The sequence below is a fragment of the Stenotrophomonas sp. GD03794 genome (genome assembly GCF_029842145.1).
Lineage (GTDB): Bacteria > Pseudomonadota > Gammaproteobacteria > Xanthomonadales > Xanthomonadaceae > Stenotrophomonas > Stenotrophomonas riyadhensis.
On record NZ_JAOCFV010000004.1, the window covers coordinates 111,214 to 133,748 of the forward strand.

Genomic DNA, 22,535 nt, shown 5'->3' on the forward strand with positions numbered 1-22,535 from the left:
TGCCCTGGAGAAGTGCTTTGACCGTTTCCCGTACCCCTTCCGTGCTGGCCTGGCTGCCCCTGGTCTCACGCATCATCGCCGCCTTGTTCGGCGGCTATGTGCTGGCCGCACTGTGCAGCATCGCGGCACTGGCGCTGCCCATCGATGGTCGCCAGGCCGTGTTCACCGGCATGCTGGCCAGCTTCCTGCTGTACGCCGGCGCCGTGGTCTGGGTGTTCGCGGTGCGCTCGGCGTGGCGCGCGTGGCTGGGCCTGCTCCTCGTCGCGTTGCCCCTGTGGTTGATCGCACAGACGGTCGGCAACGGAGGCGCTGCATGAGCACGGTCGATCGCAGCCCCAAGCCACGCGGCATCCGCCAGACCATGTCCGACCTGCATATCTGGGTGGGGCTGCTGGCCGGCTGGATCCTGTACGCGATGTTCCTCACCGGCACCGCCAGCTACTTCCGCGACGAGCTCTCGCGCTACACCCGTCCGGAAATCGCCACACCGTCCATGTTGCCGGACGCCGCTACGGTCGCGCAGCGTACCGTCACGGCGATCATGGCCGACACGCCTGCGGCCAGCCAGATCAACCTGAGCCTGCCGAGCACGCGCATGCCGTGGGTGTCGGCGATGTGGGCCAGTCCGGGCGGGCGTGGCCGGCATGGCTTCGACTCGGGCCTGTTCGATGCCAGCACCGGCGCGCCGCTGCAGGCACGCGACACCGGCGGCGGCGACTTCTTCTACGCCTTCCACTTCAACCTGCACTACATGCCGGCGATGTGGGGCCGCTGGATCGTCGGCCTGTGTGCGATGTTCATGCTGGTGGCCATCGTCAGCGGCGTGATCACCCACAAGAAGATCTTCGCCGACTTCTTCACCTTCCGCTGGGGCAAGGGCCAGCGCTCCTGGCTGGACGGTCACGCGGCGCTGTCGGTGCTCGGGCTGCCTTTCCATTTCATGATCACCTGGAGCGGCCTGGTGATGCTGGCGGTGCTGTACATGCCGTGGGGCCTGGCCAAACTGCCGGACAAGCGTCAGCAGGCCGAGGTGGTCAGCGAGATGCGCCTGTTCCTGCCGCCGCAGAAGGCCGCCGGCCACCCTGCTCCGCTCACCAACGTCGGTGCACTGGTGCAGCAGGCCGAGCAGCGTTGGGGAGCCGGCGCGGTGGGCAGCGTGCAGGTGCAGAACCCGGGCGACGAGAACGCTCGCGTGGCCGTGGTGCGTGCGCAGTCCAGCCGCGTTTCGACCACCCCGAACTATCTGCTGTTCGACGGCAGCGGTGGGCAGCTGCTGCAGATCAAGGAACACTCGGGCGTTGCCGCCGATACCCAGGGCGTGCTGTATGGCCTGCACCTGGGCCGCTTCGCCGATGCCGCTCTGCGCTGGCTGTACTTCATCGTCAGCCTGGCCGGCACCGCCATGGTCGGCACCGGGCTGGTGCTGTGGACGGTCAAGCGCCGCGCGCAGCTGCCTGATCCGCAGCGACCCTACTTCGGCTTCCGCCTGGTCGAGCGGCTCAACATCGCCACCGTCGCCGGCCTGTCGGTGGCGATGGCGGCCTACCTGTGGGCGAACCGCCTGCTGCCCATCACCATGGACGGGCGCGCGGCGTGGGAGGTGCATGTGTTCTTCCTGGCCTGGGCGGCCATGTTCGTGCACGCCACGCTGCGCACACCGAAGCGTGCATGGATCGAACAGTTCCTGCTGGCGGCGTTGCTGCTGGCGCTGCTGCCGGTGCTGACTGCAGTGACCACGCTGCATCCGCTGTGGCGCACGCTGGCCGCGGGCGATTGGGCGTTTGCCGGCACCGACCTGACCCTGCTGGCATTGGCCGCCCTGCACACGCTGCTGGCCTGGCGCACCTGGCGGCATGCGCCGAAGGTGAAGCGCGCACGGCCGTCTGCCGCGTCACGCACTGCGGCACCGGAGGCCAGCGCATGATCCACGTCATTCTGTTCGTGTTGTCGCTGGCCGCGTTCGCCTGCCTGGCACTGGGGATGGAACGCCATCAGCGGGACGTGTTGCATCGTGTGCTGAGCGCGCAGGCAACCCAGCAGCTGCGCGCGATTGGCTGGGCACTGCTGGTGTTCAGTACCGTGTTTGCCATGCGCGGGTTGGGCGTGGGTTCTGGTCTGGCCGCGCTGTCCGGTCACACCAGCGTTGCCGCTGGCGTGGTGGTGCTGGCGATGGTGGTGCATGGGCGGTGGAACCGGTAGATGCCCACCTTGGTGGGCACCGACACTTTGCGATGCCAACCAAGGTTGGCGGCTACCCGGGCAACGTATCGCGCTATGCCGGGAACGGCCGGGCGTCGAGGGTGATCTCGATGCGCTCCACGCCCTTGCCCTGGTTCTTCCGCTTCAGCGAGAGCGTGCCGATCTCTCCGGTACGGCGAGGATGGGTACCGCCGCAGCCCATCTGCGCGAACCCCTCCACCTGCCAGTAGCGACGGTGGTTGGCCTCATCGGAAAAGGCAGTGATGATGGGCATGTCGGCCGCAACCAGGGCTGCGGACCGGGCCTGCAGCGCGTCAAACAACGCCGAGATGCTGCCATTCCGTGCGAAATCGATGCGAGCCTTGGCCGGGCCGATATGCGCGCCGACCTTGTCGATGCCCGGCTCCAACGCATACACCAGCTGCAGGATCATCTCTGCCGCGAAATGGTGGCGCATCAGGCCATAGCGGCGCAGGCCATCAATCTCGACCGCAACCGCATCGCCTGCAGCCAGGTCGTGCCCTTCGGGCAATCGATAGGCAATATCCAGGCCGTCCTTGCGGGCCTCCAGCACCGGATGGCCCCCAATGGACCCAGCGTCGCTCTCCTGGCCACCGGAGAACGCGAAGAAAATGGTTTCATCCAGCCAGATCTCATCACCCGAGACAGCACTGACCCGCGCCTCATGGCGCAGCCGATAGGGATCGTCCCAGAATGCCTTGATCGTCATCGTGACCTCCAATCCATGGACGCTAGCACGGTGCGGGCGTACGAACGCGTTGGCGGGAGCGTGAATGCCCGTGCGTGATGATCGACATGGCGGCAAACCATCGGCGGCTTCAGCTCTGGTAGATGCCCACCTTGCTGACCACCGGCGGAAGCCAGCGCCAACCAAGGTTGGCGACTACCGGGCGCGATGAACGTTGCTTCGAACAGCCGAGCATGGCTCGGCTCTACAGGAACTCCGCCATGCGCTGCAGTTCGTCTTCAAGCGCACCACGAAACACCTTGTCGCGGGCCAGTGACTTGCCGGCGTAGCCCACGCTGGACGCCAGTTCACCGTCGCGCGCACTGAGATTGGCCCAACCCACCACCTGGTCGTGCCACAGCACCGGCAGCGCGTAGTAGCCGTATTGCCGCTTCGGCGCAGGCGTGTAGGCCTCGAACTTGTAGACCCAGTCCCACAGCAGCTCGAAGCGGCGTCGGTCCCACACCACCGGGTCGAACGGGGCCAGCAGCCGCACCTGGTCGTCCGGCGCATGCCGGCGCGAGCGCGGGTTCTCATCCGCCGGCCAGTACCAGGTGGTGCCGTCCAGCGTGCAGCTGGCCAGCTGCTGTTTGGCCAGCTTCAACGCCTGCCGGGTCTGTTCGGCCAGATGTGGTGCGCCGTAGCCCAGCAGGCGCACCAGGTAGGTCAGGCTGGCCGATGGCAGTGGCGCGTACTTGCGTACCACCACATCGATCAAGGCGGCGGCGCGTTCGATCTGCGCCTGCTCGCTGGCATCGGCTTCAGCGTGCTCGGCCACCGCGTAGATGCGGGTGCCGCTGTCGCGCCGCTGCACGCGCAGCAGGCCGCGGTAGTGCATGCCATCCAGCAGGTGCGTACTGGCATTGCTGGTGCCGCCCCAGTAGTTGGTCACCCGGCCATGCGCGAACGCCTGATCGACCTCGCGCGGATGCACGCTGCCACGTTCGCGCACGAAGGCCAGCACGTCCGCCGCGCGGCGCTGGGTCTCGGCATCCCATGCGCGCCTGGACACACGCGGATGCATCAGCGCCAGATGCTCGCGCGGCAGGAAGCCGTAGTTCACCAGGCAATCTTCTTCCACCGGCAGGCGCGTATAGCGCCGCTCCAGGTCACCGGCGCGGTAGTCCTTCACCCGGTGGCGCAGGGTCAGGTCCTGTGCGCGTGCCGGTGCGCGGATCGGGTCGGCCTGCACGAAGCCCAGGCGCCGGATCGCGGTCAGCAGCGTAGTCGGTTTGAACAGCGTACGCGCCACCGCATGGCGGCGCAGATCATCGAGGGTGGGCGTGGCAGGCATGGCCGCATTGTAGAGTCGAGCCATGCTCGACTGCATTCATCCGAAAGAGCAGTCGAGCATGGCTCGACTCTACAAGTTGCCATCCTCGTTCAACACCTCCAGCGAACCGATCACCAGCGCACGCATGCCCTGCTTGAACTCGGTGATCACCTGGCCCTCTTCATCGTCCGCAATCCCGTAGACCGTGTCCGCACCGGCAATGCAGTAGAACGCGATCGTGGCCAGCAGCCAGCGTGCCTTGTCCAGCGGCAGGCCGAACACCTCGGCCACATGCGCTTGGTGCGAGGCGATCTTGTCCAGCATCGGCGCGGTCGCCACCGAACGGCGCAACAGGTACGGCGGCAGCCCGGGGTGTGCTTTCACCACCTCGCACAGCGAATCGACGAACCCCAGCAGGTACGCCTGCAGCCCACCCGGCGCATCGGCCGAGGCTCGCGGAATCTGCCAGCGCTGGAACACCGTATCGGCCACCAGCCGCTTCAAGGCCTCCAGGTTGGCCACGCGCTTGTAGAGCGCGGCCTGGGTCACCGCCAGTTCGGCGGCCACGTTGGCCATGGTCAGGTTCGGCAGGCCCAGCGTGATGCCGATGTCGGCCAGGCGATCGGGGGTGATGGTGGGCGGACGGCCACGGGCCGACGCCGGGATCTCAGGGTGCATGTTCATACCGTAGCGAGGGTGCCAGCAAAGGGACCCTCTTGTCCGCTTCATATGGTTTAGTTTAATTTACTCAACTAATTCGGAATGCGTGTGGTTCGCAACCCCGCCGCCGTCCGCAATCGAGCCCATGGCTCACTTCCCGCCAGGTCCCCACCCAGCCGACAACCCTGCGCTGCGCCCTCCCCCGTGCTTGCCGTCGGCAGCGCGCCAGGCGCGTTCGCACCTGCGATTCACAGGAACCTGGCATGACCGTGTACCACCTTTCCTCTCCGCTGCAGCCCGCAGCGGCCTCCGCGACCCGCGTGCAGATGCATCCGCCGATGGCCCGGCGCTACCGGGTGTCGGCCCTGGCACTGGGGCTGCTGGCCTCGTTTGCCGCGCTGGCCGACTCCGCGCCGTCCACGCTGCCCTCGGTGCAGGTGCAGGAACAGCGCCGGGTGACCGGCGACTATGCCGGCGGCCAGGTGGCTTCCGGTAGCCGGGTTGGCCTGCTCGGCGACAAGGACTTCATGGACACGCCCTTCAGTACGGTCAGCTACACCGAAGCCTTCATCCGCGACCGTCAGGCCAAGGACCTCACCGATGTCATCGCTGCCACCGACCCCACGGTGTTCAGCAACGGCGTGACCGGCGCCTGGAGCGAGAACTACGCCATCCGCGGCTTCGCCTCCAGCACCAGCGATACCACCTTCAACGGCCTCAGCGGCATGGCGCCGTACTACCGCACCTCGCCGGAGATGTTCGAGCGCATCGATGTCTTGAAGGGGCCTTCCGCGCTGCTCAACGGCATGCCACCGGGCGGCTCGGTCGGTGGCAGCGTCAACCTGGTGCCCAAGCGTGCGGGCGAGCAGCCGTTGCTGCGGGTCAGCGCCAACTTCGCCTCCGATGCGCAGTTCGGCACCCACGTGGATGTGGGCCGCCGGCTGGGTGCCGACAAACAGTTCGGCATTCGCTTCAACGGCGCTTACCGTGATGGTGACGGTGCTGTCGGCAAGCAGAGCAAGAAGGTGCAGCTGGGTTCGCTGGCGTTGGACTGGCGCGGCGAGCGCGCCCGCCTCTCCGCCGATCTGTACAGCGCCGACGACCGCGTCGATGGCCCCGCCCGTGGTGTCGGCCTGGCACCGGGCGTGGCGATTCCGCGGCCACCGCGCGGCGACACGCTGATCAACCCGGACTGGGCCTATGTGGACAGCCAGGACAAGGGCGCGATGCTGCGTGGCGAGCTGGACATCAACGAACACCTGATGGCCTACCTGGCCTATGGCACCAGCAAGACCGACTACCGCTACAACGGTTCGATCAGTGCGCAGATTCTCAATCCGGCCGGTGACTTCACCACGGTGATGGGCCAGCTGGCGTTCGACATCAAGAAGCAATCCGGTGACGCCGGGCTGCGCGGCAGCTTCCGTACCGGCAGCGTGAGCCATCAGTGGGCCGCCAACGTGACCCACTACCAGCACACCCAGAACGACTACGGCCGCCGCAGCGTGCCGGGCTGGGACTGGACCACGAACCTGTACAACCCGGTGTGGGGCCCGGCCGCGCCGTTCGTGGCACCGCATATCTCGCACACCGAACTGCGGCTGGACAGCATCGGCTTCGCCGACACCGTGTCCTTCGCCGATGACCGCGTGCAGCTGACCGTTGGCGTGCGTCGCCAGCAGGTGGTCAGCGAGACCTTCAACGTGGCCAGCGGTGCGCGCACCTCGCGCTATGACGAGAGCGCCACCACCCCGGCCGCCGCGTTGCTGGTGAAGGCCACCGATAAGCTTTCGATCTACACCAACTACATCGAAGGCCTCAGCCAGGGCGCCACCGCGCCGATGACCGCCGCCAACGCCGGCGATGTGTTCGCACCGTTCCGCACCAAGCAGAAGGAGCTTGGCCTGAAACTGGATCTGGGCAGCTTCGCGCACACCTTCAGCGTGTACGAGATCAAGCGCCCAAGCAGCTACACCGACCCAGTCACGAATATCTTCTCGTTCGGTGGCGAACAGCGGAACCGTGGCGTGGAATGGGGCTTCTTCGGCTCACCGCTGGATGGCGTGCGCCTGTTGGGCGGCGTGGCCTACGTGCAACCGAAGCTGACCCGCACGGCAGGTGGCGTGAATGAAGGCCGCATCGCTACCGCCGTTGCGCAGCGGCAGGCGAAGCTGGGCGTTGAATGGGATGTGCCTGCGCTGGAGGGTTTGACCCTGACCGGCAATGCCACGGCGATGTCGAAGCAATACATCAGTGCCGACAACAGTCTGTCGGTGCCGGGGCGCACGTTGTTTGATGTGGGTGCGCGTTACAGCACCACGATGGCGGGCCGACCGCTCGCCCTGTGCGCCAGCGTGAACAACGTGACCAACAAGGCGTATTGGGGCATGCCGTTGTTGTCCAGCCTAGCGCTGGGCGCACCGAGGACGGTGCTGTTGTCAGCCACGATGGATTTCTGAGCCGAGCGGCCTCCGCGCCAGACATGCCTCACCTGTAGAGTCGAGCCATGCTCGACTCCGATTCCCCCGATGAGTCGAGCATGGCTCGACTCTACAGAAAGCCTGAAGGCCGCAGACACGTTGCGTGCCTTTACTCCGGATGCAGGCGATAAATAGCCTGGTTCGTCAACGCCAACGCGGCCAGCTTCAAGCCCTCCATCACGCGGTCGCCCACGTAATGCTCCGGACCACCGTTCTGCCGGGCGCGCTCGGCGGCCAGCAGGATCTCGTTCACGACGCGCAGGCCAGCCAACGCGCCATCGGTGTCAGCCAGCGCCAGGCATCGGCCGGGCAGTTGATGGCGCTCGGGCCAGGGCTGGCCGTCAGCCGCGGCACCGCGGCCAATCTGATGCAGCAGGTTGATCAGGCTGTTGGGATCAGGCTTTGCGGCCTCGGCCTCTTCGGCATTGGCCGGGGCGTACTGGGCGCGCAGAGGGGGAATATCTGATGCGTTCATGGCAGGTCTCCGTGTAAGACATGGGGAGCCAGCCGCCTTAACAAAGGCGGCGGGACGGCACATGGCTGGAAACCGGAGGACTGTAGTCATTGCCGGCGGGTGCGCTTGCACGCACCCCCACGCACCGCCCCGCCATAACGCGCAGACGGATTGCCAGCCGGCGCCGTACAAGGCGGCGCCGGCTGGCAAGCGTATTCCTACAGTCACTACGGGTTTCCAGGCCCGGCCACCCTTTTCCGGTGGCACTCCATCATGTACACACCTGCGCGGCAGAAGCAAAGCCAGCGCGGGGTTCAGACGGAGACATCTTTGCAGCGGGCGGCATTGTCGCACACTGCTGAACCGGCGAAAATGCCTGTTTTCAGTGACTTAAAGTCCCCACTGGGGGCCGCCGATCTTGGGGGCGGGGCCGCTTGCGTGATAAGCAGTTCGCGCCATCTGAGGCCCCCTACGGTTCGACAGCGACAACGCACTCATGCCTTCTGTCTACCTGGGCCGGTGTCAGGGGTAGTCCATTACAATCCGAATGGACGCGTTGGCCCCCCCGGGCTGAACGTCCTTGCTTTCCTCGGCCGTCTGCACGTACCGCGCATGGAACTGCTTGCTGATTTGCCCGGCATCCGTGCTTGTGCCAAACGGATGGACCTTCCCAAGTGCAATTGGCATCCCGCTATCACTTTGGAGCATCTGCAGCCCAACACCTGCCGCGCCCCCGGTGACAGCCACGATACCTCGATCCACATCCACAACCGGGCTTGTGTCGGTCGCATCCAGGTAGTAGCGCACCTCCCCCACTCCGCTCTGGCAATCCAGCTGGATTTGAAAGCTCCGACTACGACTTCCACTGTACTGGCCGCGGAAATCTGTCGCCGGTACGCTCCCCATTCGAACAACAACAGGCTGAGGCCTGCACAGTGGCCGGTGGACAACCGTAACTGTCGTGCCGGAAACCGAATAATTGACCGTCGCTTTGATGGTTGTCGAGTCGCTGTACAATCCGCTGCCGAATTCAAAAGCGCGCGTTGTATGGGTTCCGGCAGCGATATCCGCCATCAGGATGAAGCGCGCACGCACCTGCGGAAACATCCATTGCTCCCGAAAGTTGATAGTGCTCGAACGGTCAGCATGGATCGGCACAAACGGCCCCCCATCGTCACGTGAGCGCACGGCGAAAATCATGCCCAGCCCAGCCACACCCGACTCGTAAACGCTGTAGGCGAGTCCATTTTCAGAATAGCTGCCAATCTGATCGCGATCGCCGAAGAAGAGGATGCTACCACCCCATGTGCAACCGGCTGTGTAGCGATCATCCGTATGCTCAGGCAGCCACGGGGAAACAGGACGGCCGTTGCTGGTACCGTTGGTAACCAGGGTGGTCGACGCAACTTCGCTCAGTACGTCACTGAATCTGTCGCAGCGCGCCCAAGCGGAGCCGGAGAAAGCCAGCCCGAGACCGGCCATCCACATGGCTGCGGTCCAGCGCCTCATTCCACGCAGTTCCAACTTTCTCATGCGGGCTCTCTCTTGCAGCAGTCAGCCAGGAATCCCAACATAACCGGGCTACCTAAGCCACGGGCTCAGTGGTGTGTAGAGGGCATCATGTAGAAGATCAGTGCCTAACGCCAGCCCTTGGGGCTGGCAGCTACGTCATGGGGATTCCAACTGCCGACTTCCGGCCTGCAGCTGCCCGTTGTCATCGAGCCAGGCGAATTTCACGCTGCTGACGCCGTTGGCCGCCTCAGCCGGTAAAGGCACGGACCTCTCGGAGAATGGCGCCACATACGGATTGTCGAGGGGCAGCAGCTTCCCGTCCAATGCCACCGCCAGCTGCCCCAGATTGAAGTGATAAGGGGTGGGGTTACTGATCACGAGCTCCAGACCTGAAACGCTTCTGCGCATCGCAAATGTCATGCGCTCCGCAAAGTTCGCAGGAAGGCTCGCGGCCAGTGCCGATGGTCGATACAGCACCTTGAAACGGCTGCGAATGGCCACCTGCAACAGGTTCTCATCATCGGCTGCCGCAGATTGGGGTGGCGCAGCCAGTATGTTGAGCCAATACATGTGCTCTCGATCATCATCCGGGGCACGGTCGCGGATCAGGCGCACCCTCAGCCTCTGGTCCTTTCCGGCATCCAGCCGGAGTAGCGGCGGCGCTACGACAAAGGGGGCCGTTGAGGCTTCTGGGGACAGTTTCGCGTCTTCGCCGCCGATCCAGGCCTGCACCAGGGCAGGCTGCTCACTGCGGTTCTGGATGCCAACGGTCACTTCGCCTGCGCCGGCAGGGAAGATCACCCGCGTACCGTCAACAGCCACCTGGGCGCGCACCGGGACCAGTCCGCTGAGCGACAGTAGAGCCAGGCAGGCGATCCGCCGAGCCGGCACACGCCAGACCAACCAATCCATTCCACTCATGGCACCCTCACTGGTAAACAGCGAATCAATCTTCACCCTGCCCATCGGAGGTCAAGGCAGCTCAAGGATAATCCATGACAATTCGCATGGCGGCATTGGCGGTTCCCGGCAGTATGTCTTCTGCCTTGTCAACCGTCTGCACGTACCGCGCCTTGAAGTATCGACTGATCCTTCCACCGCCTCGGTTGGTACCGAAATTATAGGTCCGTTCGAGGGGAATCGGCGGGTCACCTGCGGCATCACGCAGCATCTGAAGGCCCACCCCCACAGCTCCCCCGCTCACTTCAATGATCCCGCGATCAACATCGACTGCGGGGCTGCTCTCCACCCCTTCAAGATAGTAATCGACATCTCCCACGAAGTTATCGCAGTTGATCGCAACATGAAATGCGCGAGCGGGCCCGGCGCTGTATTTCCCGTCAAAGAGCGTTCTGGCCACACTACCCATGCGCACCGTCAGCGGCTCCGGATAGCAGACCGGACGATGAACAACGGTGATACGGGCAGTGTTGATGGTCATCGGTACCGTGTAGGCAGAGCCGCTCCCGTCATGCACCCGCAGATTCCCAAGAACCAACGGGGCCGTATCATAATCGCCTGCAGTCGTGTCACCGACCTTGATGTATCTGACCCTTAGCTCCGTATAGGCGGTCTCCTCGCTCCGAGGATTGCCAGACGACACCGGAGTGCCGTTCCTTACTGCCTCGAACGTCCCCCCTCTATATGAGCCACGGAAACTGACGATGTACCCCAGCCCGGGCACACCTGATTCATAAATGCTGTAGATCTCCTTCGCGCTTGCACGATAGGTGCCTACTTCCCTGGCAGACGCGGTCAGCGTCATCGTAGCACCGCCCATGGAGGAACTGCATGCTCCTGTGTAGTCCTCGGAAGGCGCTTGCCAGGAACTTACGGGACGCCCTACACCCATGCCATTGGCAGTGACGGCGGCGTCGTACACGTCATGACTCCCGTCGGACCACTTGACGCACACCGCAAACGCGCTGCCGCTTACTGAGACTGCCGCCAAGCCACACATCGCCACGGCGACCTGTCGTGCGATTCTGCTTTTGATCGTTTTCACAGACTGATCCTTTTAGTTTCGCAATGCTGGTTGCTGCACGTCAGCCTGTGCCGACAGGCCCTGCAGACCACACGTGCTGGTGCGCAGTTCATCACTCGACCCCGCGCTCAAGTCATAGGGAATCTCGCAACGCAGGTCACCGCTGTGCCGCACCGCCAGAACGCCCCGCTCTTCGAGACCGCGCACCCACAGGCGACTCCCCTGCCCCACAACCCCCACGACGTCACCGGCCTCGTTGTAGACATCGGCGCCAAACGGCAGCGGCGTGCCATCCGGCGTGAACGCCTCGATCAGTGCATTACGGCCAATCGCGGTCGGCAGCACCATCTTCACCACAGCACCCGCGGTAGGAACTGCGGAGACCGAACCCGCGCTGAGCTCGATATCCAGCGGCAGGCCTGCCGGGTCAATGCTGACTTCGTTGCGGCGATAAGCGTTCAGATGCGGAGCAATCGCATAGCCACGACGGTCGGTCCGGATGCGGTCCATGTTGCCCACGCCAGCACCCTCGGCGTCTGGCACGTGAACAATGCCGATGGTCTCACCCAACGACTGCGCCAGCGTCATGCCATCGGCATGCAGCACCAGGCCGCCACTGGCGGACAATGACAACTGCCGGTTGCCCTGCGCTTGGCCGTAACTTGCACCAACCATGGCCACCGGAAGCTGGTAGTTCAGGCCGGCGTTGAAGCTGGTGCCGTTGCCCTGATCGCTCACCGACGCGTTGTAGTTACCCTGGGCATCGGCCCCCAGCGCGCCGGCCACGCCGAGCCGGCGCGACGAACGGCCATTGCTGTCATGGCTGAGGTTCGCAGTGACACGAGGCGCCGACGGCGCAACGCCAAGAGGCATGCTGACGCCCAGATAGATGCTATTGCTCTGTCGCACCGGGCCCGACGAGAACAACGAGGTTTCCAGGGTACGGCGCGCGGTAACGCTGTAGGACGCACGGCCGATGCGATTGCTGTAGCCCACCGAAAAATTGGTCTGGCGCTTGCCATGGTCCCAATAGTCCGCCGTGCTCCCATTGACGTAGAGATTCCCTCCTTTTTCGCCCAGGCGCTGGCTGACGGTCAGGTCCAGGCGGCTGCGCTGCCGCATCGGTGCAAACGCATCGCTCCCTTGCTCGCGCTGTTCGCGCAGACGGGCGGCATCGGACAGCGAGAGGAAATCCGCTGTTGAATAGCGATACGCTGCCATGGTGATGTTGGTGCTGGACGAGAACAGGCTCTTGCTGTACGCAAGACGATAGGACTGTCCCCTGCGACGTTCGGCCGCAACGTCGGCTGCCTGCGGCAACCAGGCATCGCTGAGCGTAATGTCACCCGAGAAGGAGCCCAATCGGGTATTGAGCGCGCCACCAAGTACGGCGGCGCGATAGCCATCCGCCACAGTAACACCGGCAAAACCGGTGAACTGATTACCAAAGCCACGACGCAGAGTGGCCTCGGCAAACCCGGTATTGCCGGTCGCCGGGTCACGCAACTGGCCCGCAGTGATGCTGAAGCGCTGCTGCCCCTGCCGCAGCAGCTGCGGCATTGCCGTGAAAGGCAACGTGAAGCGCTCTACACGGCCATCCGTTTCGGTCACTTCAACCTCAAGATCGCCGCTGCTGCCAGTGCCCTCAAGGTCATCGATCTCGAAAGGACCTGGTGCGACCGTGCTCTCATGCACGACATAGCCGCGCTGGCGAATGACCACGCGCGCGTTGGTCTGCGCAACGCCACGCACGATCGGCGCGTACAGGCGTTGAGAATCGGGCAGCATACGCGGGTCGGTGCTGATGTTGACACCGCGATAGGAGACGCCGTCAAACATGTCACCGTCGGTGGCCGCATCGCCCAGCGTGAGCTGCGAGCCCAAGGATTGAAGGTCGCGCTGTACGAAGCTGCGACTGGCCGCATAGCCAGTTCCCTGCTCACCCTGGCTCAGGTAGCCACTATGGCGCAGACGCCACGCCCCCAGGTTGACGCCAGCATCCAGCATCACATTTGTGCTGTTGCGGCTGTTGCCACGGCTTTGCTGACGGCTGTGACTTGCACTGTAGCTGAGCGTGGCGGCATTGACGCCATGATCCCAGGACGCCGGATCCACCCAGCCCCTCGGCGACCGCGCCAGATAGGCCTGGGGCACGGAAATGTCCAGGATCTGCTCGCCGGTATCCAGCGATGCAGACGCAGAAGGAACATAGGCATCCAGAGCGGTGCAGGTTCGGCCTTCCGGCAATGCCAGATAGTCATCACTGTTGGCATGGTCGGCAATGGCGGCGGCCAGGCGCTCAGCATCGATGCCGATCATCCCGAACAGTTCCGGATCCCAGCAGATCTGGCCGAGGCCCTGATCGTCCTCGGAGACCACAATTTCGCGTCGACCCACGATGATGTCGTTGATTCGGATATCGGCGATGTAGGTGCCCGGCAAAGCGCCTCCCCGCTGGTAGCGGCTGAGGTCCATCGCACTTCCGCCCAGCAGGAAGTCGGTATTGAATTCAACGTTGGGGGCGGCGAACCCTGCCATCGGCAACAGCACGCCCAGCACCGCGCTAGCCAGGCGGCAGGGCTTCGGAGCATTGGTCGGATGATGTCGAGTCATAGTGGGTTCCTGGCATCAGGGCGTGCGCAACCACCCGATGGGGATCCATCGGTGGATGGCATGCTGCGGAGAAGCGAGTCGCCGTTAGGGCGAGGACAGCGGCAAAGTGGTATTGACCACACCGCCAAAGTCATTGATGTAGCGAACCTTCAGCGTGGCGTTGGACGGCAGGCGCCCGACACCCGGCACTGTGAAGGAGGTCGTGCTATACGGCACGAGCATTTGCATGCCCTGTGCCTCGGTCTCCTTCTGCCCTTCTACCAGCCAGGCCTTGACCATGCTGACGTGATAGGGGCTGTCATTCTTAGCCTGCAGAGCCACACCATTGATCTGCGGCAACAGTCTCCACTGCACGTTCGCTGCGGCTCTGCCTGCACCTCGTGCGTCCAATCCCTTCGGTCGATAGAAAATCTTCAATCGATTGCGGACCGTCACCTGAAGATAGCCGTCACCTTGGGACTGGTCGGCCTTGATGGCAGGGACCTCGAGCACGTTGAGCCAGAAGGCACTTTCCTTGTCACGCGGAAGGTTGCCGCTCGCAATCTTCATGCGCAGCACCTGGCTCTTGCCGGGCTCGGCGCGCGAGATCGGCGGCAGCAACACGAAAGGCGCCTTGGTCGTCGTCGGGCTGGCTGATTCTGTCAGCGTGTCCACCCACGATTGCAGCAGAACCGGCGTGCTGCCCGGATTCTTCACTCGAATCGTCGCTTCGGGCATGCCTTCATTGAAGATCACGCGTGTTCCGTCGATCTCCACACCCGCATGCACGGCCGTTGCCATCGACAGGGCGGTGAGCGCCAGGCATGTGCACAGAATCGAGCGATGCATTGCGTTCATATCATGTACTCCAGGTATGGAAGAGAACGATTGGCGAAGATGGTTGGAACCCCTGAGTCCCAACCATCCATCAACCTTCAGTAGTGCGAGACGATGAACGGCAGCGCAGAGGCGAACTTGCCGGCCGTCACGACGCCGTGGTCCGCAACGTGATAGATCGCCTGGAACTTGTAGGTGAAGTTGTTGTCAGAACCCTTTGCAGCTTCGATGGTGTCGGAAGCCAGATTGATGGCAGTGCCCGATTCATCCAGGATCCGCACTTCAACACCTGCAGCAGCCGGATCGGGATTGGGATCGCCCGGATTCACATGGCGATTGATCAGGTTGCCGGTCAGTGGATTGACATTCGCGGTGTCGAGGATCAGCTCGGCCGTGTTGCCCGGGCAGCCCGCCACAGTGCTGTCACCCACGGTCACGGTGAAATTGCGATGACCGGGATTGGTGGTCTTCAAACCTTCCGCGGTGACAGTACGCATCGTTACGGTGCTGGACGATGCATCGCCACCGATATTGATTGCACAGGCTGCGGCAGTGATGTTGCCGTTGAAGGTGATGGTGGCGTCCTGCGCCGAGGCCGAAGCGACAGCACCCAGCGAGAGCGCGGCGGACAGAGCAATTGCAAGCTTGTTCATGTTGTTGAATTCCTGTTTAGGGTTGGTGGTTTGCGTTCAAGCCGCGCGTTCCTGGGCTTGAGCGAAGGGCATTCCCTTCGAGAGGAAATGCTACGGATGCCGGGATTTGGCAGGCATAGGACAACGACGAGTTATGAGTTGACCTGCCAGCCCGCGGCGATTCGTTCAGAACGCCAGACGAGCGCCCAGATGGATCTCGCTGGAGCTCAGATCCAGCCGCATCTTTTCGTCCTGCAGCCCACGGGCGTTGCCGAAGGTGTTCCAGCCGCTTTCGGTGCTGCCCATGTCCACATAGCGATAGCCCAGGTCGATCGTCATGCGATCAGACGCGGCGACCGAAACGCCTGCACCCAACGACCAGGCCAGGCCGGTGCGGGTGGTGGTGTCGTAGCGGCGGCTGGTGTTGCCCTGCCAGCCACCCGACTTCAGCTGAGCCAGACCAGCACCTGCACTGCCATACACCGACCACGCATCGTTGATGGCGAAGTCGCGGTAGGTGTTGAGCATCAGCCGCTGCGAGCTGACTTCATGGTTGTTGAAGCTGGTGGCGAAGACGCTGGAGCCGCTGGTGTAGGTATCGTTGCGGCGCAGGGTGTATTCGCCTTCGGTACGCCAGCTGTTGCCGTGCGCATAGCCGAAGCCGATGGCGCCGGTCACGAAACGCTGGCGCTCGTCACCGGCCACGAAACGACCGATACCTGGGCGGGCACTGGCGTCCATGTTACGGGCACGATGGTCGGCATCGATGATGCGGGCGGTGGCGTAGTAGCCATCGGCGTTGCCGGCCGATGCAGTAGTCGAAAGGCCGCACAGGGCGGCGATGGCGCAGAGCGCCGGGGTGATCATTTTCATGGTGCGTTCCACAGAAGTGCAGCGAGCCGGGCGGGAGCACTGAACTCCCACCCAGCGACGAATCGACAAGGCTTATCGCGGCTGGTGGACCCAGCGGCCTTGCTGCGAGCTGTACCGATAGGTCAGCGGCCGTGCCGAGAGCACCGAACCAACCGATCCCTCGGTACCAACCCGGAAGAACCTGGAGTTGGAGGGATCGGTGAACTCCAGAATGTCGCCCTCAATGCCCGAACTAGGCAGCACCATGAACTGCGGCGTGACCACATCATCGGCGGCGCTACCGGTCACGATGTCGGTCCAGCGCTGTTCCGGCATCGGCAATTGCACGGTGGTCGGTTGGAAATGCGCACGGCCACGGCGGGCGTGCCACTGATTGCTTGCGGCATCGAACACGAAGCCGCAGGTGGTGGACTGCGGGCACACCGAAGCGCCACCGGCCACGCCCGAAATCGCGACATCCACGCCATTGAAGCTCTGCACGCCAGCCACTGCGCCGGCCGGCGCCGAGGCAGGCAGCTGGATGCTCTTCACAGAGCCGGCCACATGCACGTCGGTCATCAGCTTGTCCGTCATCGGTGCGATGCCGTGCTCACCGCTGTTCAAGAGCACGCGGCCTGCGCTCAGGCCGCCCGTTGCGAGCCAGCGATCAGGATTGCCGCCTCGCATCAGCTCAAAGTTGCTCAAGCTTTCCACCGGAATGTAGATCAGGTCTTCCACTGAAGTGTTCTTGGCATCAAGACGGCTGCTGCCCCAGGCCATGGTACTGAGGATCACCTGGTCCGCGGTGCGCGGGTTGGCCGGCAGTGCCAGGTCGGCGGCGAAGTCGTTGGATGCCAGCTCGAAGTACAGCTTGGTGTAGCCGGACGGCATGGCACCGCTGCCGCCGTTCTTGGAAGGGGTCAGGTAGCCTTCGGCGGCCGAAGCGGCAACCGGGGCCAGGCACACCAGCAGCGTGGCCAGCAGGGAATTACGATGCGAGTTCTTCATTGAACATCTCTCTCAGGATGGAAAGTCCCGGGAGTGCGCGTCACCTCGCGTGCGGACATCTCCCGGTCCGATCACGATGCGCAATGTTTGACGTTCAAGCTGTCTGACTCGTCCGAATTTTCACACCAACTTCACTTCATGCTTGGCGCACATGCGTACGCAAAGGAATGCCCAGGACACTCGCGCTCAAACTTTCCCGCGGGAAGGACCCAACCAACCTTCGTCATGCCCCTCTCCGCACACACAGGCCCGTTCCGACACACGCTCCCAATCCCGCCGCAGCTGCCTTCGCTGCACCGGCGACGCATACAGGTACTCGTTGAGCAATGCCATGAATCGCCTCTGCGCATGCGGCGAAAGCTGGCTGAAATGAGACATCAACGAGGCAATGCGAACGTCGAGAAGAGGCGGCACGGCGACTCCATGCGAGGATGCAAACGATGCATCCACACTAGTTTCTCCGTCGGGTGTTTCCATCGGACGATGTCGGATTGCGGCGGCGTCATCCACTGTGACCACCATCGGGAAGCCCCCGCGCCACCTGCGACGCAGATACCAGGCCCTGCTCCAGCGCGTAGTCGAAGATCTGGCTGGTGCGCTCCAGCCCCAGCTTGCGCATGGCCGAATGCTTCTGCGTGCTGACGGTCTGCCGGCTGCGCTTCAGCTGTTCCGCAATCTCCTTCTGCGCCATGCCCTGCGCAATCATCCGCAACACCTCGATCTCACGCTTGGTCAGTGCCACATCGCGCGTCTTGTCCAGCTGTTCCACGATGCTGCCCGACAGGTAGCCATCGTGGCGCTGGGCCGCCTGGATGGCATGGGTCAGTTCGGCAATGGGGTCGATCTTGCCGACGATGCAGTTCACGCCGGTGCGGCCGATGCCGGCCAGCACCTGCGCACCGGAGATGCTGGTCAGCACCACCAGCGGCAGCTTCGGGAAGCGCCTTCGCAGGAATCCCAGCATCGCCACGCCGTCGCCGTACTCACCGCCCGGCATCGAGAAATCCGTCACAGCGACATCCACGGAGTGCTTGCTGAGCGCCTCGACCAATGCCGTAGAATCCCCAGCCGTAGCCACGATTTCGATTTCCGGCTCACTGGCGAGCGACTCGCGTACGCCGGCAAGAATGACGGGATGGTCATCGGCGATGACGATGCGGATTTTCATGACATGATGTCCTTGGCGTGCTTCATTGATCTGTACGTGCCGGTTGCCGGCACACTGCTCTTTTCCGTTTCCACCGGATCCGTGCCTTGATGACCCAGCTGGCTATTCGCGTTGCCCTTGCCGACGATCACCCGGTGATCCGCCTTGGCGTGCAGAGCGCGCTGCAGGAAGCTCCGGCGATCCAGTGCATCGGTGCCGTGGCCGATTCCACCGAGTTGGTGGCGCTGCTGGAACGCGAGCCCTGCGACGTGCTGGTGACCGACTACGCGATGCCGGGCGGCGCGTTCGGTGATGGGCTGGAGCTGCTGGGTTATCTGTCCCACCACTTCCCTGCCCTGCGCGTTGTGGTGATGACTGGCCTGGACCAGCCTGGTCTGATCCACAAGCTCGATACCAGCGGTGTGTCCGGCATCGTCAGCAAGGCCGACGATCTTTCGCAGGTGCAGGCCGCAGTAATGGCGGTGTATGCCAACCGCCGCTATCACTCGCCGGCGGTGGCAGAACTGCTGCGGCGCAAGGAGCAACGGCGTGTGACTGCGCTTTCGCCGAAGGAAGTAGAAGTAGTCGCGCTGTTCATCCAGGGCCTGAGCATCACCCAGATCGCTGCGCACCTTGATCGCAAGAAACAGACGGTCAGCACGCAGAAGGTCAACGCCATGCGCAAGCTGGGCGTGGAGCGCGATGCGGAGCTGTACTCGTTCGCGGCCGAGCTTGGGCTGAAACCCGGCGCTCCGCGCGGCTGATACGGTACTTCTGGATCGCATCACGGTTCCTGCTCCAGATCTCGCCGGTAGTCATCCAACCGTGCCTGCAATGCCGCCCGCAGTGCGTCCAGCTGCGATTCCGGCACTATCTGGCCCTCTCGCAGTGCCAGCTCTACCTCGCCGCAGCGCTCACCCAGATCCACTTCGCCCAGCATCTGCAGTACGCCCTTGAACGCGTGGACGCGGTCCAGCAGCCGCTGTGTGTCGTTCCCGGCACGCGCTGCGACCATCGCCTGTAGATCCTTGTCGCCGGTCTCCACGAACAGGCGCCGAATGGAGGCGGACGGCCTGCCTGGGTTGGCAGTCGTTGTGGCCGGAACCACCTGCACGCGGCCAGTCTTGCTCAACCCGGCTTCAAGGCGTTCCAGGTTCAGCGGCTTCAACAGCAGATCATCAATGCCCGCGGCCAGGCAGCGCTCACGCTCGCTGGCCAGTGCGGTAGCGGTAATTGCCAGGATGGGCAGCGACTGTCCGCGTTGGCGAAGCTCACGCGCCAATGCGTAACCATCCATCACCGGCATGTTGATATCGGTCAGCACCGCCAGGTAGATGTCATTGCGCCACAGCGCCAGTGCCGCGGCGCCGTCTTCGGCAGCATCGACGTCGTAACCCAGTTCTTCCAGCTGCTGCTGGATCAGTTCACGATTGACGGCGTTGTCTTCCACCAGCAGCACGCGCCCGCGCGAACGTGATACCGGTGCCGACTGGACGGGCGCGATGGCGGACGGTGTGGATTGATCCGTGCCGATGGCCGCCAACAGGGCATCGCTGGCATAACAGCTGACCTCGGTTCTATCACCCTGCACGTCTGGCGTCAGCGGTCCCTGAGCGTGGGCGTACACGGTGCGCCGATGCGAGGCCGCCAGTTGATGCTCCTCGTCCAGGCTCCACGGCCGGTGGTCACCCACGATCAGCAGCACATCACCCGTGGCGTCAGCCTGCGGGGCGTCCAGCAGCTGGGGCTCCGCGCCCCACTCCGTCAGCACGCGCCCGACCTCGCTGCGCCACTCCGGCGTCGAGGACAGAACCGTGATGCGCAGCCCCTGCAGCGGCTGCGCAGGTGGGTTCGCGGCCGGCTGCAGGCGCACCGGCAGCGACAGGCTGAAGCTGCTACCCACGCCCTCGGTGCTCTCTACCGACACCTGCCCGCCCATGGCCTGCGCCAGCTGCTGGCACAGCGCCAGGCCCAGGCCACTGCCGCCGTAGCGACGCGAGACACTGGCATCGGCCTGCTGGAACGGCTGGAACAGCTGCTCAGCCTGCTGCGCGCTCATGCCGATGCCGGAATCGATCACCTGCACGCGCAGCTGCGCCCCCCTGCCGGCCACGTCCTGCAGCTCGGCGCGCAGGATGATGCGGCCGGATTCGGTGAATTTGACCGCGTTGCTGACCAGGTTATTGAGGATCTGGCGGATGCGGTGTGCATCGCCAATGCAGTCCTGGCCCGGCGCTGCTTCCACGGCGAAGAACAGCCGCACGCCCTTGCGCAGCGCGTCGGGTGCATACAGCAGCGCCACGCTTTCAATCAGTGGACGCAATGCAAAGGGCGCGGGCTCCACATCCAGCTGCCCGGCTTCGATCTTCGAGAAGTCCAGCACGTCGCTGATGATCCGCATCAGCGCATCGGCCGAGAAGCGGATGCGGTCCAGGCGCTCGCGCTGGCCGGGCTGCAGCGGCGAACGGGCCAACAGCTCCAGGTGGCCCAGAACCCCGTTGAGCGGCGTGCGGATCTCGTGGCTCATCGTGGCCACGAAGGCGGATTTGGCGCGGGTGGCCGCTTCGGCGGCCTGGCGTGCGGCCTCGGCATCCTCGCGGGCACGGCGCAGGGTGTCTTCCAGCTCCACCTGCGCGGTCACATCGCGCAGGGCGCAGACCCAGACCGCCTGGTCGTGATAGGTAGCCAGTGCCATGCTGATCTGCAGCTGGGTGTCACTGCCTTCCTCGTCGGGCGACCACTGCAGCTCCAGCGCTTCGTCGCCGTGGCTGCTGCGCCCCAGCTCGGCCAGCCGCGCGTACAGCGGCGCAACAGTGCTGCCGACATCGGCACCCTCGCCCACCAGCTGGCGCGCGGTGTCGTTCTGCAACAGCGGCCTGCCACTGTCGCGTGCCAGCAGTGCCAGCCCGATCGGCGCGGTGCCGATGATGGCGCGGCTCAGCGCTTCGCTCTCGTAGACCCGCGAGGCATCGGCCAGCGCCGGTGTGAACACACGGCGGTCGATGCGCAGCAGCAGCCACCACAACAGGCCGATGATCAACAGGGCACTGAGGCTGCGTGCCAGCAGGTACGGGCCCTGGGCCTTCCAGATATCGGACCAGTCGTAGACATGGCTGAGCGTCCAGTCCACGCCAGGCAGGCTGCAACTGAGGATGAAGCGCCCCTGCGCATACTGCCGCGAGGGCTTGGTGCCGTTGCGTGCGGGCAGCGTCTGCAGCAACAGATCCTGCTCCTGGCTGCTTAGGCCACCGGTGCTGAGCACCACCTCGTGCTTGGCCGACAGCACCAGATAGCGGCCCTCTTCGCGCGCCTCCAGCCGGGTCTTGATGTTGTCGACCGACTCGAACACCACGCGCCGGAAGTACGGCGTGGTGCCTTCAGCCATGGTGACAACACCAACCAACGAAGGCTGGCCGTTGAGCGGATTGGTGGCATAGCGCGAGATCAGCCTGCCCTCACGCGACGCGGCGCGGATCGGGCCGGGACGTGGCTGCACTTTGCGTACCTCGGGCTCATCACGCAGCAGGCGGGCAAAGGCCTGCTGGCGGGTGGCCACGCCCAGGGTCTGCAGCAGCTGCGCCTCGTCGCGCACGTTGGACACGGCCAGCAGGCGGCCCTGTGGCTCGTAGGCAAACATCGCCACAGGTCCTGGCGCGTCCTGCGAGGTGATCGAATCGGCGGTGTAGGCCGAGTAGATATCGATCATGCCGAGGTAGGCCTTCAGCTCCTCGGGCGGCAGCGGATTGTCACGGGCGCCCAGCACCAGCCATGGCACGGCGGTACGTCCTTCAGCGCGCACCACCACTTCCTCACCCTGGGCGTGGAAGCGTTCGGCCAGCGGCGTCCCCACCGCCGTCAGCGCCAGGCGCTGGTCGCGCCACAGCACATCGTTGCCGTTGACCGAGGTGGCATAGGCGCGGTCGCGCTGGTACAGGAAGTAGTCCAGCGCCGCCCGTGCTTCAAGGAAGGACTGACGCTCGCGGGCGTGGAACTCTTCCACGTCGGCAATGGAGCTGACGATGGCGGTCAGCAGTACCAGCACCGTGATCAGTGCACCGCCCCCGAACAACAGGCGACGGCGCAGCCGGCGCAGGTCGTCCAGGCGCGCGGCCGCCGCTGTGCTGCCCGCTCCCTGCGCTGCTTCAGTGCCTGCCATG

General features: G+C 64.2%; 19 protein-coding genes. 5 read left to right on the top strand and 14 right to left on the bottom strand.

The features are described from left to right. The first annotated feature begins 17 nt into the window (after positions 1–17). Genes N5D91_RS03840 through N5D91_RS03850 form a run of 3 tightly spaced genes read left to right on the top strand, consistent with a single transcriptional unit; the run spans position 18 to position 2,199 of the window. Positions 18–317, top strand: a complete 300-nt coding sequence (locus N5D91_RS03840; RefSeq protein ID WP_180853884.1) for a DUF3649 domain-containing protein — start codon at positions 18–20, stop codon at positions 315–317. Next, entirely contained in the window at positions 314–1,924 is a 1,611-nt protein-coding gene (locus N5D91_RS03845; RefSeq protein ID WP_180853885.1) for a PepSY-associated TM helix domain-containing protein, read from the top strand. Before N5D91_RS03840 ends, N5D91_RS03845 begins: the two co-directional genes overlap by 4 nt. Next, positions 1,921–2,199 carry a DUF3325 domain-containing protein gene (locus N5D91_RS03850; RefSeq protein WP_180853886.1) on the top strand — a complete coding sequence of 93 codons (279 nt, stop codon included), beginning with the start codon at positions 1,921–1,923 and terminating at the stop codon, positions 2,197–2,199. The genes N5D91_RS03845 and N5D91_RS03850 overlap by 4 nt, the downstream gene beginning before the upstream one ends. 73 nt (positions 2,200–2,272) lie before the next feature. Here the strand turns inward: N5D91_RS03850 and N5D91_RS03855 are convergent, their stop codons facing one another. From N5D91_RS03855 to N5D91_RS03865, 3 genes are all read right to left on the bottom strand, one after another. Further along, on the bottom strand, positions 2,273–2,929 hold the full coding sequence (locus N5D91_RS03855) for an alanyl-tRNA editing protein (protein ID WP_180853887.1): 657 nt from the start codon (positions 2,927–2,929) through the stop codon (positions 2,273–2,275). Positions 2,930–3,152: 223 nt separating this feature from the next. Continuing rightward, positions 3,153–4,265 carry a crosslink repair DNA glycosylase YcaQ family protein gene (locus N5D91_RS03860; RefSeq protein WP_258011482.1) on the bottom strand — a complete coding sequence of 371 codons (1,113 nt, stop codon included), beginning with the start codon at positions 4,263–4,265 and terminating at the stop codon, positions 3,153–3,155. Between the two features lie 45 nt (positions 4,266–4,310). After that, on the bottom strand, positions 4,311–4,904 hold the full coding sequence (locus N5D91_RS03865; protein WP_180853888.1) for a TetR/AcrR family transcriptional regulator: 594 nt from the start codon (positions 4,902–4,904) through the stop codon (positions 4,311–4,313). Positions 4,905–5,143: 239 nt separating this feature from the next. On the opposite strand from N5D91_RS03865, the gene N5D91_RS03870 reads away from it, so the two are divergent. Continuing rightward, complete coding sequence (locus N5D91_RS03870; RefSeq protein ID WP_180853889.1) at positions 5,144–7,339, top strand: TonB-dependent siderophore receptor; 2,196 nt, start codon at positions 5,144–5,146, stop codon at positions 7,337–7,339. 130 nt (positions 7,340–7,469) lie between these two features. Here the strand turns inward: N5D91_RS03870 and N5D91_RS03875 are convergent, their stop codons facing one another. From N5D91_RS03875 to N5D91_RS03920, 10 genes are all read right to left on the bottom strand, one after another. After that, a complete protein-coding gene (locus N5D91_RS03875; protein WP_180853890.1) occupies positions 7,470–7,835 on the bottom strand; it encodes a hypothetical protein in 366 nt (121 codons plus the stop codon). Positions 7,836–8,336: 501 nt separating this feature from the next. Beyond that, on the bottom strand, positions 8,337–9,347 hold the full coding sequence (locus N5D91_RS03880; protein WP_180853891.1) for a fimbrial protein: 1,011 nt from the start codon (positions 9,345–9,347) through the stop codon (positions 8,337–8,339). Between the two features lie 135 nt (positions 9,348–9,482). Next, positions 9,483–10,283 (bottom strand): molecular chaperone, encoded by an 801-nt coding sequence (locus N5D91_RS03885; protein ID WP_180853892.1) that lies wholly within the window; start codon positions 10,281–10,283, stop codon positions 9,483–9,485. A gap of 25 nt (positions 10,284–10,308) precedes the next feature. After that, positions 10,309–11,331 carry a fimbrial protein gene (locus N5D91_RS03890; protein ID WP_180853893.1) on the bottom strand — a complete coding sequence of 341 codons (1,023 nt, stop codon included), beginning with the start codon at positions 11,329–11,331 and terminating at the stop codon, positions 10,309–10,311. A 12-nt stretch (positions 11,332–11,343) separates the two neighbouring features. Then, positions 11,344–13,923, bottom strand: coding sequence for a fimbrial biogenesis outer membrane usher protein (locus N5D91_RS03895; RefSeq protein WP_279907091.1), 2,580 nt, complete (start codon positions 13,921–13,923; stop codon positions 11,344–11,346). A gap of 84 nt (positions 13,924–14,007) precedes the next feature. After that, positions 14,008–14,760 carry a fimbria/pilus periplasmic chaperone gene (locus tag N5D91_RS03900; RefSeq protein ID WP_180853895.1) on the bottom strand — a complete coding sequence of 251 codons (753 nt, stop codon included), beginning with the start codon at positions 14,758–14,760 and terminating at the stop codon, positions 14,008–14,010. A 77-nt stretch (positions 14,761–14,837) separates the two neighbouring features. Next, positions 14,838–15,392 (bottom strand): type 1 fimbrial protein, encoded by a 555-nt coding sequence (locus N5D91_RS03905; RefSeq protein WP_180853896.1) that lies wholly within the window; start codon positions 15,390–15,392, stop codon positions 14,838–14,840. A gap of 165 nt (positions 15,393–15,557) precedes the next feature. Next, positions 15,558–16,244, bottom strand: coding sequence for an outer membrane beta-barrel protein (locus N5D91_RS03910; RefSeq protein WP_180853897.1), 687 nt, complete (start codon positions 16,242–16,244; stop codon positions 15,558–15,560). A 72-nt stretch (positions 16,245–16,316) separates the two neighbouring features. Further along, complete coding sequence (locus N5D91_RS03915) at positions 16,317–17,231, bottom strand: hypothetical protein (protein ID WP_180853898.1); 915 nt, start codon at positions 17,229–17,231, stop codon at positions 16,317–16,319. 502 nt (positions 17,232–17,733) lie between these two features. Further along, positions 17,734–18,399, bottom strand: coding sequence for a response regulator transcription factor (locus N5D91_RS03920; RefSeq protein ID WP_180853899.1), 666 nt, complete (start codon positions 18,397–18,399; stop codon positions 17,734–17,736). An 89-nt stretch (positions 18,400–18,488) separates the two neighbouring features. On the opposite strand from N5D91_RS03920, the gene N5D91_RS03925 reads away from it, so the two are divergent. Beyond that, the gene (locus N5D91_RS03925; RefSeq protein WP_180853900.1) at positions 18,489–19,142 is read left to right on the top strand and encodes a response regulator transcription factor; all 654 of its coding nucleotides are present in this window, start codon (positions 18,489–18,491) and stop codon (positions 19,140–19,142) included. A gap of 20 nt (positions 19,143–19,162) precedes the next feature. Here N5D91_RS03925 and N5D91_RS03930 read toward each other — a convergent pair whose 3' ends face one another. Further along, on the bottom strand, positions 19,163–22,534 hold the full coding sequence (locus tag N5D91_RS03930) for an ATP-binding protein (protein ID WP_180853901.1): 3,372 nt from the start codon (positions 22,532–22,534) through the stop codon (positions 19,163–19,165). Position 22,535: the final 1 nt, after the last annotated feature.

Excerpts from the sequence above, each read along its gene's own strand:
- N5D91_RS03855 (WP_180853887.1), bottom strand. The coding sequence starts at position 2,929 with ATGACGATCAAGGCATTCTGGGACGATCCCTATCGGCTGCGCCATGAG.
- N5D91_RS03900 (WP_180853895.1), bottom strand. The coding sequence starts at position 14,760 with ATGAACGCAATGCATCGCTCGATTCTGTGCACATGCCTGGCGCTCACC.
- N5D91_RS03910 (WP_180853897.1), bottom strand. The coding sequence starts at position 16,244 with ATGAAAATGATCACCCCGGCGCTCTGCGCCATCGCCGCCCTGTGCGGC.
- N5D91_RS03875 (WP_180853890.1), bottom strand. The coding sequence starts at position 7,835 with ATGAACGCATCAGATATTCCCCCTCTGCGCGCCCAGTACGCCCCGGCC.
- N5D91_RS03925 (WP_180853900.1), top strand. The coding sequence starts at position 18,489 with ATGACCCAGCTGGCTATTCGCGTTGCCCTTGCCGACGATCACCCGGTG.
- N5D91_RS03845 (WP_180853885.1), top strand. The coding sequence starts at position 314 with ATGAGCACGGTCGATCGCAGCCCCAAGCCACGCGGCATCCGCCAGACC.
- N5D91_RS03895 (WP_279907091.1), bottom strand. The coding sequence starts at position 13,923 with ATGACTCGACATCATCCGACCAATGCTCCGAAGCCCTGCCGCCTGGCT.
- N5D91_RS03930 (WP_180853901.1), bottom strand. The coding sequence starts at position 22,534 with ATGGCAGGCACTGAAGCAGCGCAGGGAGCGGGCAGCACAGCGGCGGCC.
- N5D91_RS03880 (WP_180853891.1), bottom strand. The coding sequence starts at position 9,347 with ATGAGAAAGTTGGAACTGCGTGGAATGAGGCGCTGGACCGCAGCCATG.
- N5D91_RS03920 (WP_180853899.1), bottom strand. The coding sequence starts at position 18,399 with ATGAAAATCCGCATCGTCATCGCCGATGACCATCCCGTCATTCTTGCC.
- N5D91_RS03860 (WP_258011482.1), bottom strand. The coding sequence starts at position 4,265 with ATGGCTCGACTCTACAATGCGGCCATGCCTGCCACGCCCACCCTCGAT.
- N5D91_RS03905 (WP_180853896.1), bottom strand. The coding sequence starts at position 15,392 with ATGAACAAGCTTGCAATTGCTCTGTCCGCCGCGCTCTCGCTGGGTGCT.
- N5D91_RS03850 (WP_180853886.1), top strand. The coding sequence starts at position 1,921 with ATGATCCACGTCATTCTGTTCGTGTTGTCGCTGGCCGCGTTCGCCTGC.
- N5D91_RS03915 (WP_180853898.1), bottom strand. The coding sequence starts at position 17,231 with ATGAAGAACTCGCATCGTAATTCCCTGCTGGCCACGCTGCTGGTGTGC.
- N5D91_RS03865 (WP_180853888.1), bottom strand. The coding sequence starts at position 4,904 with ATGAACATGCACCCTGAGATCCCGGCGTCGGCCCGTGGCCGTCCGCCC.
- N5D91_RS03870 (WP_180853889.1), top strand. The coding sequence starts at position 5,144 with ATGACCGTGTACCACCTTTCCTCTCCGCTGCAGCCCGCAGCGGCCTCC.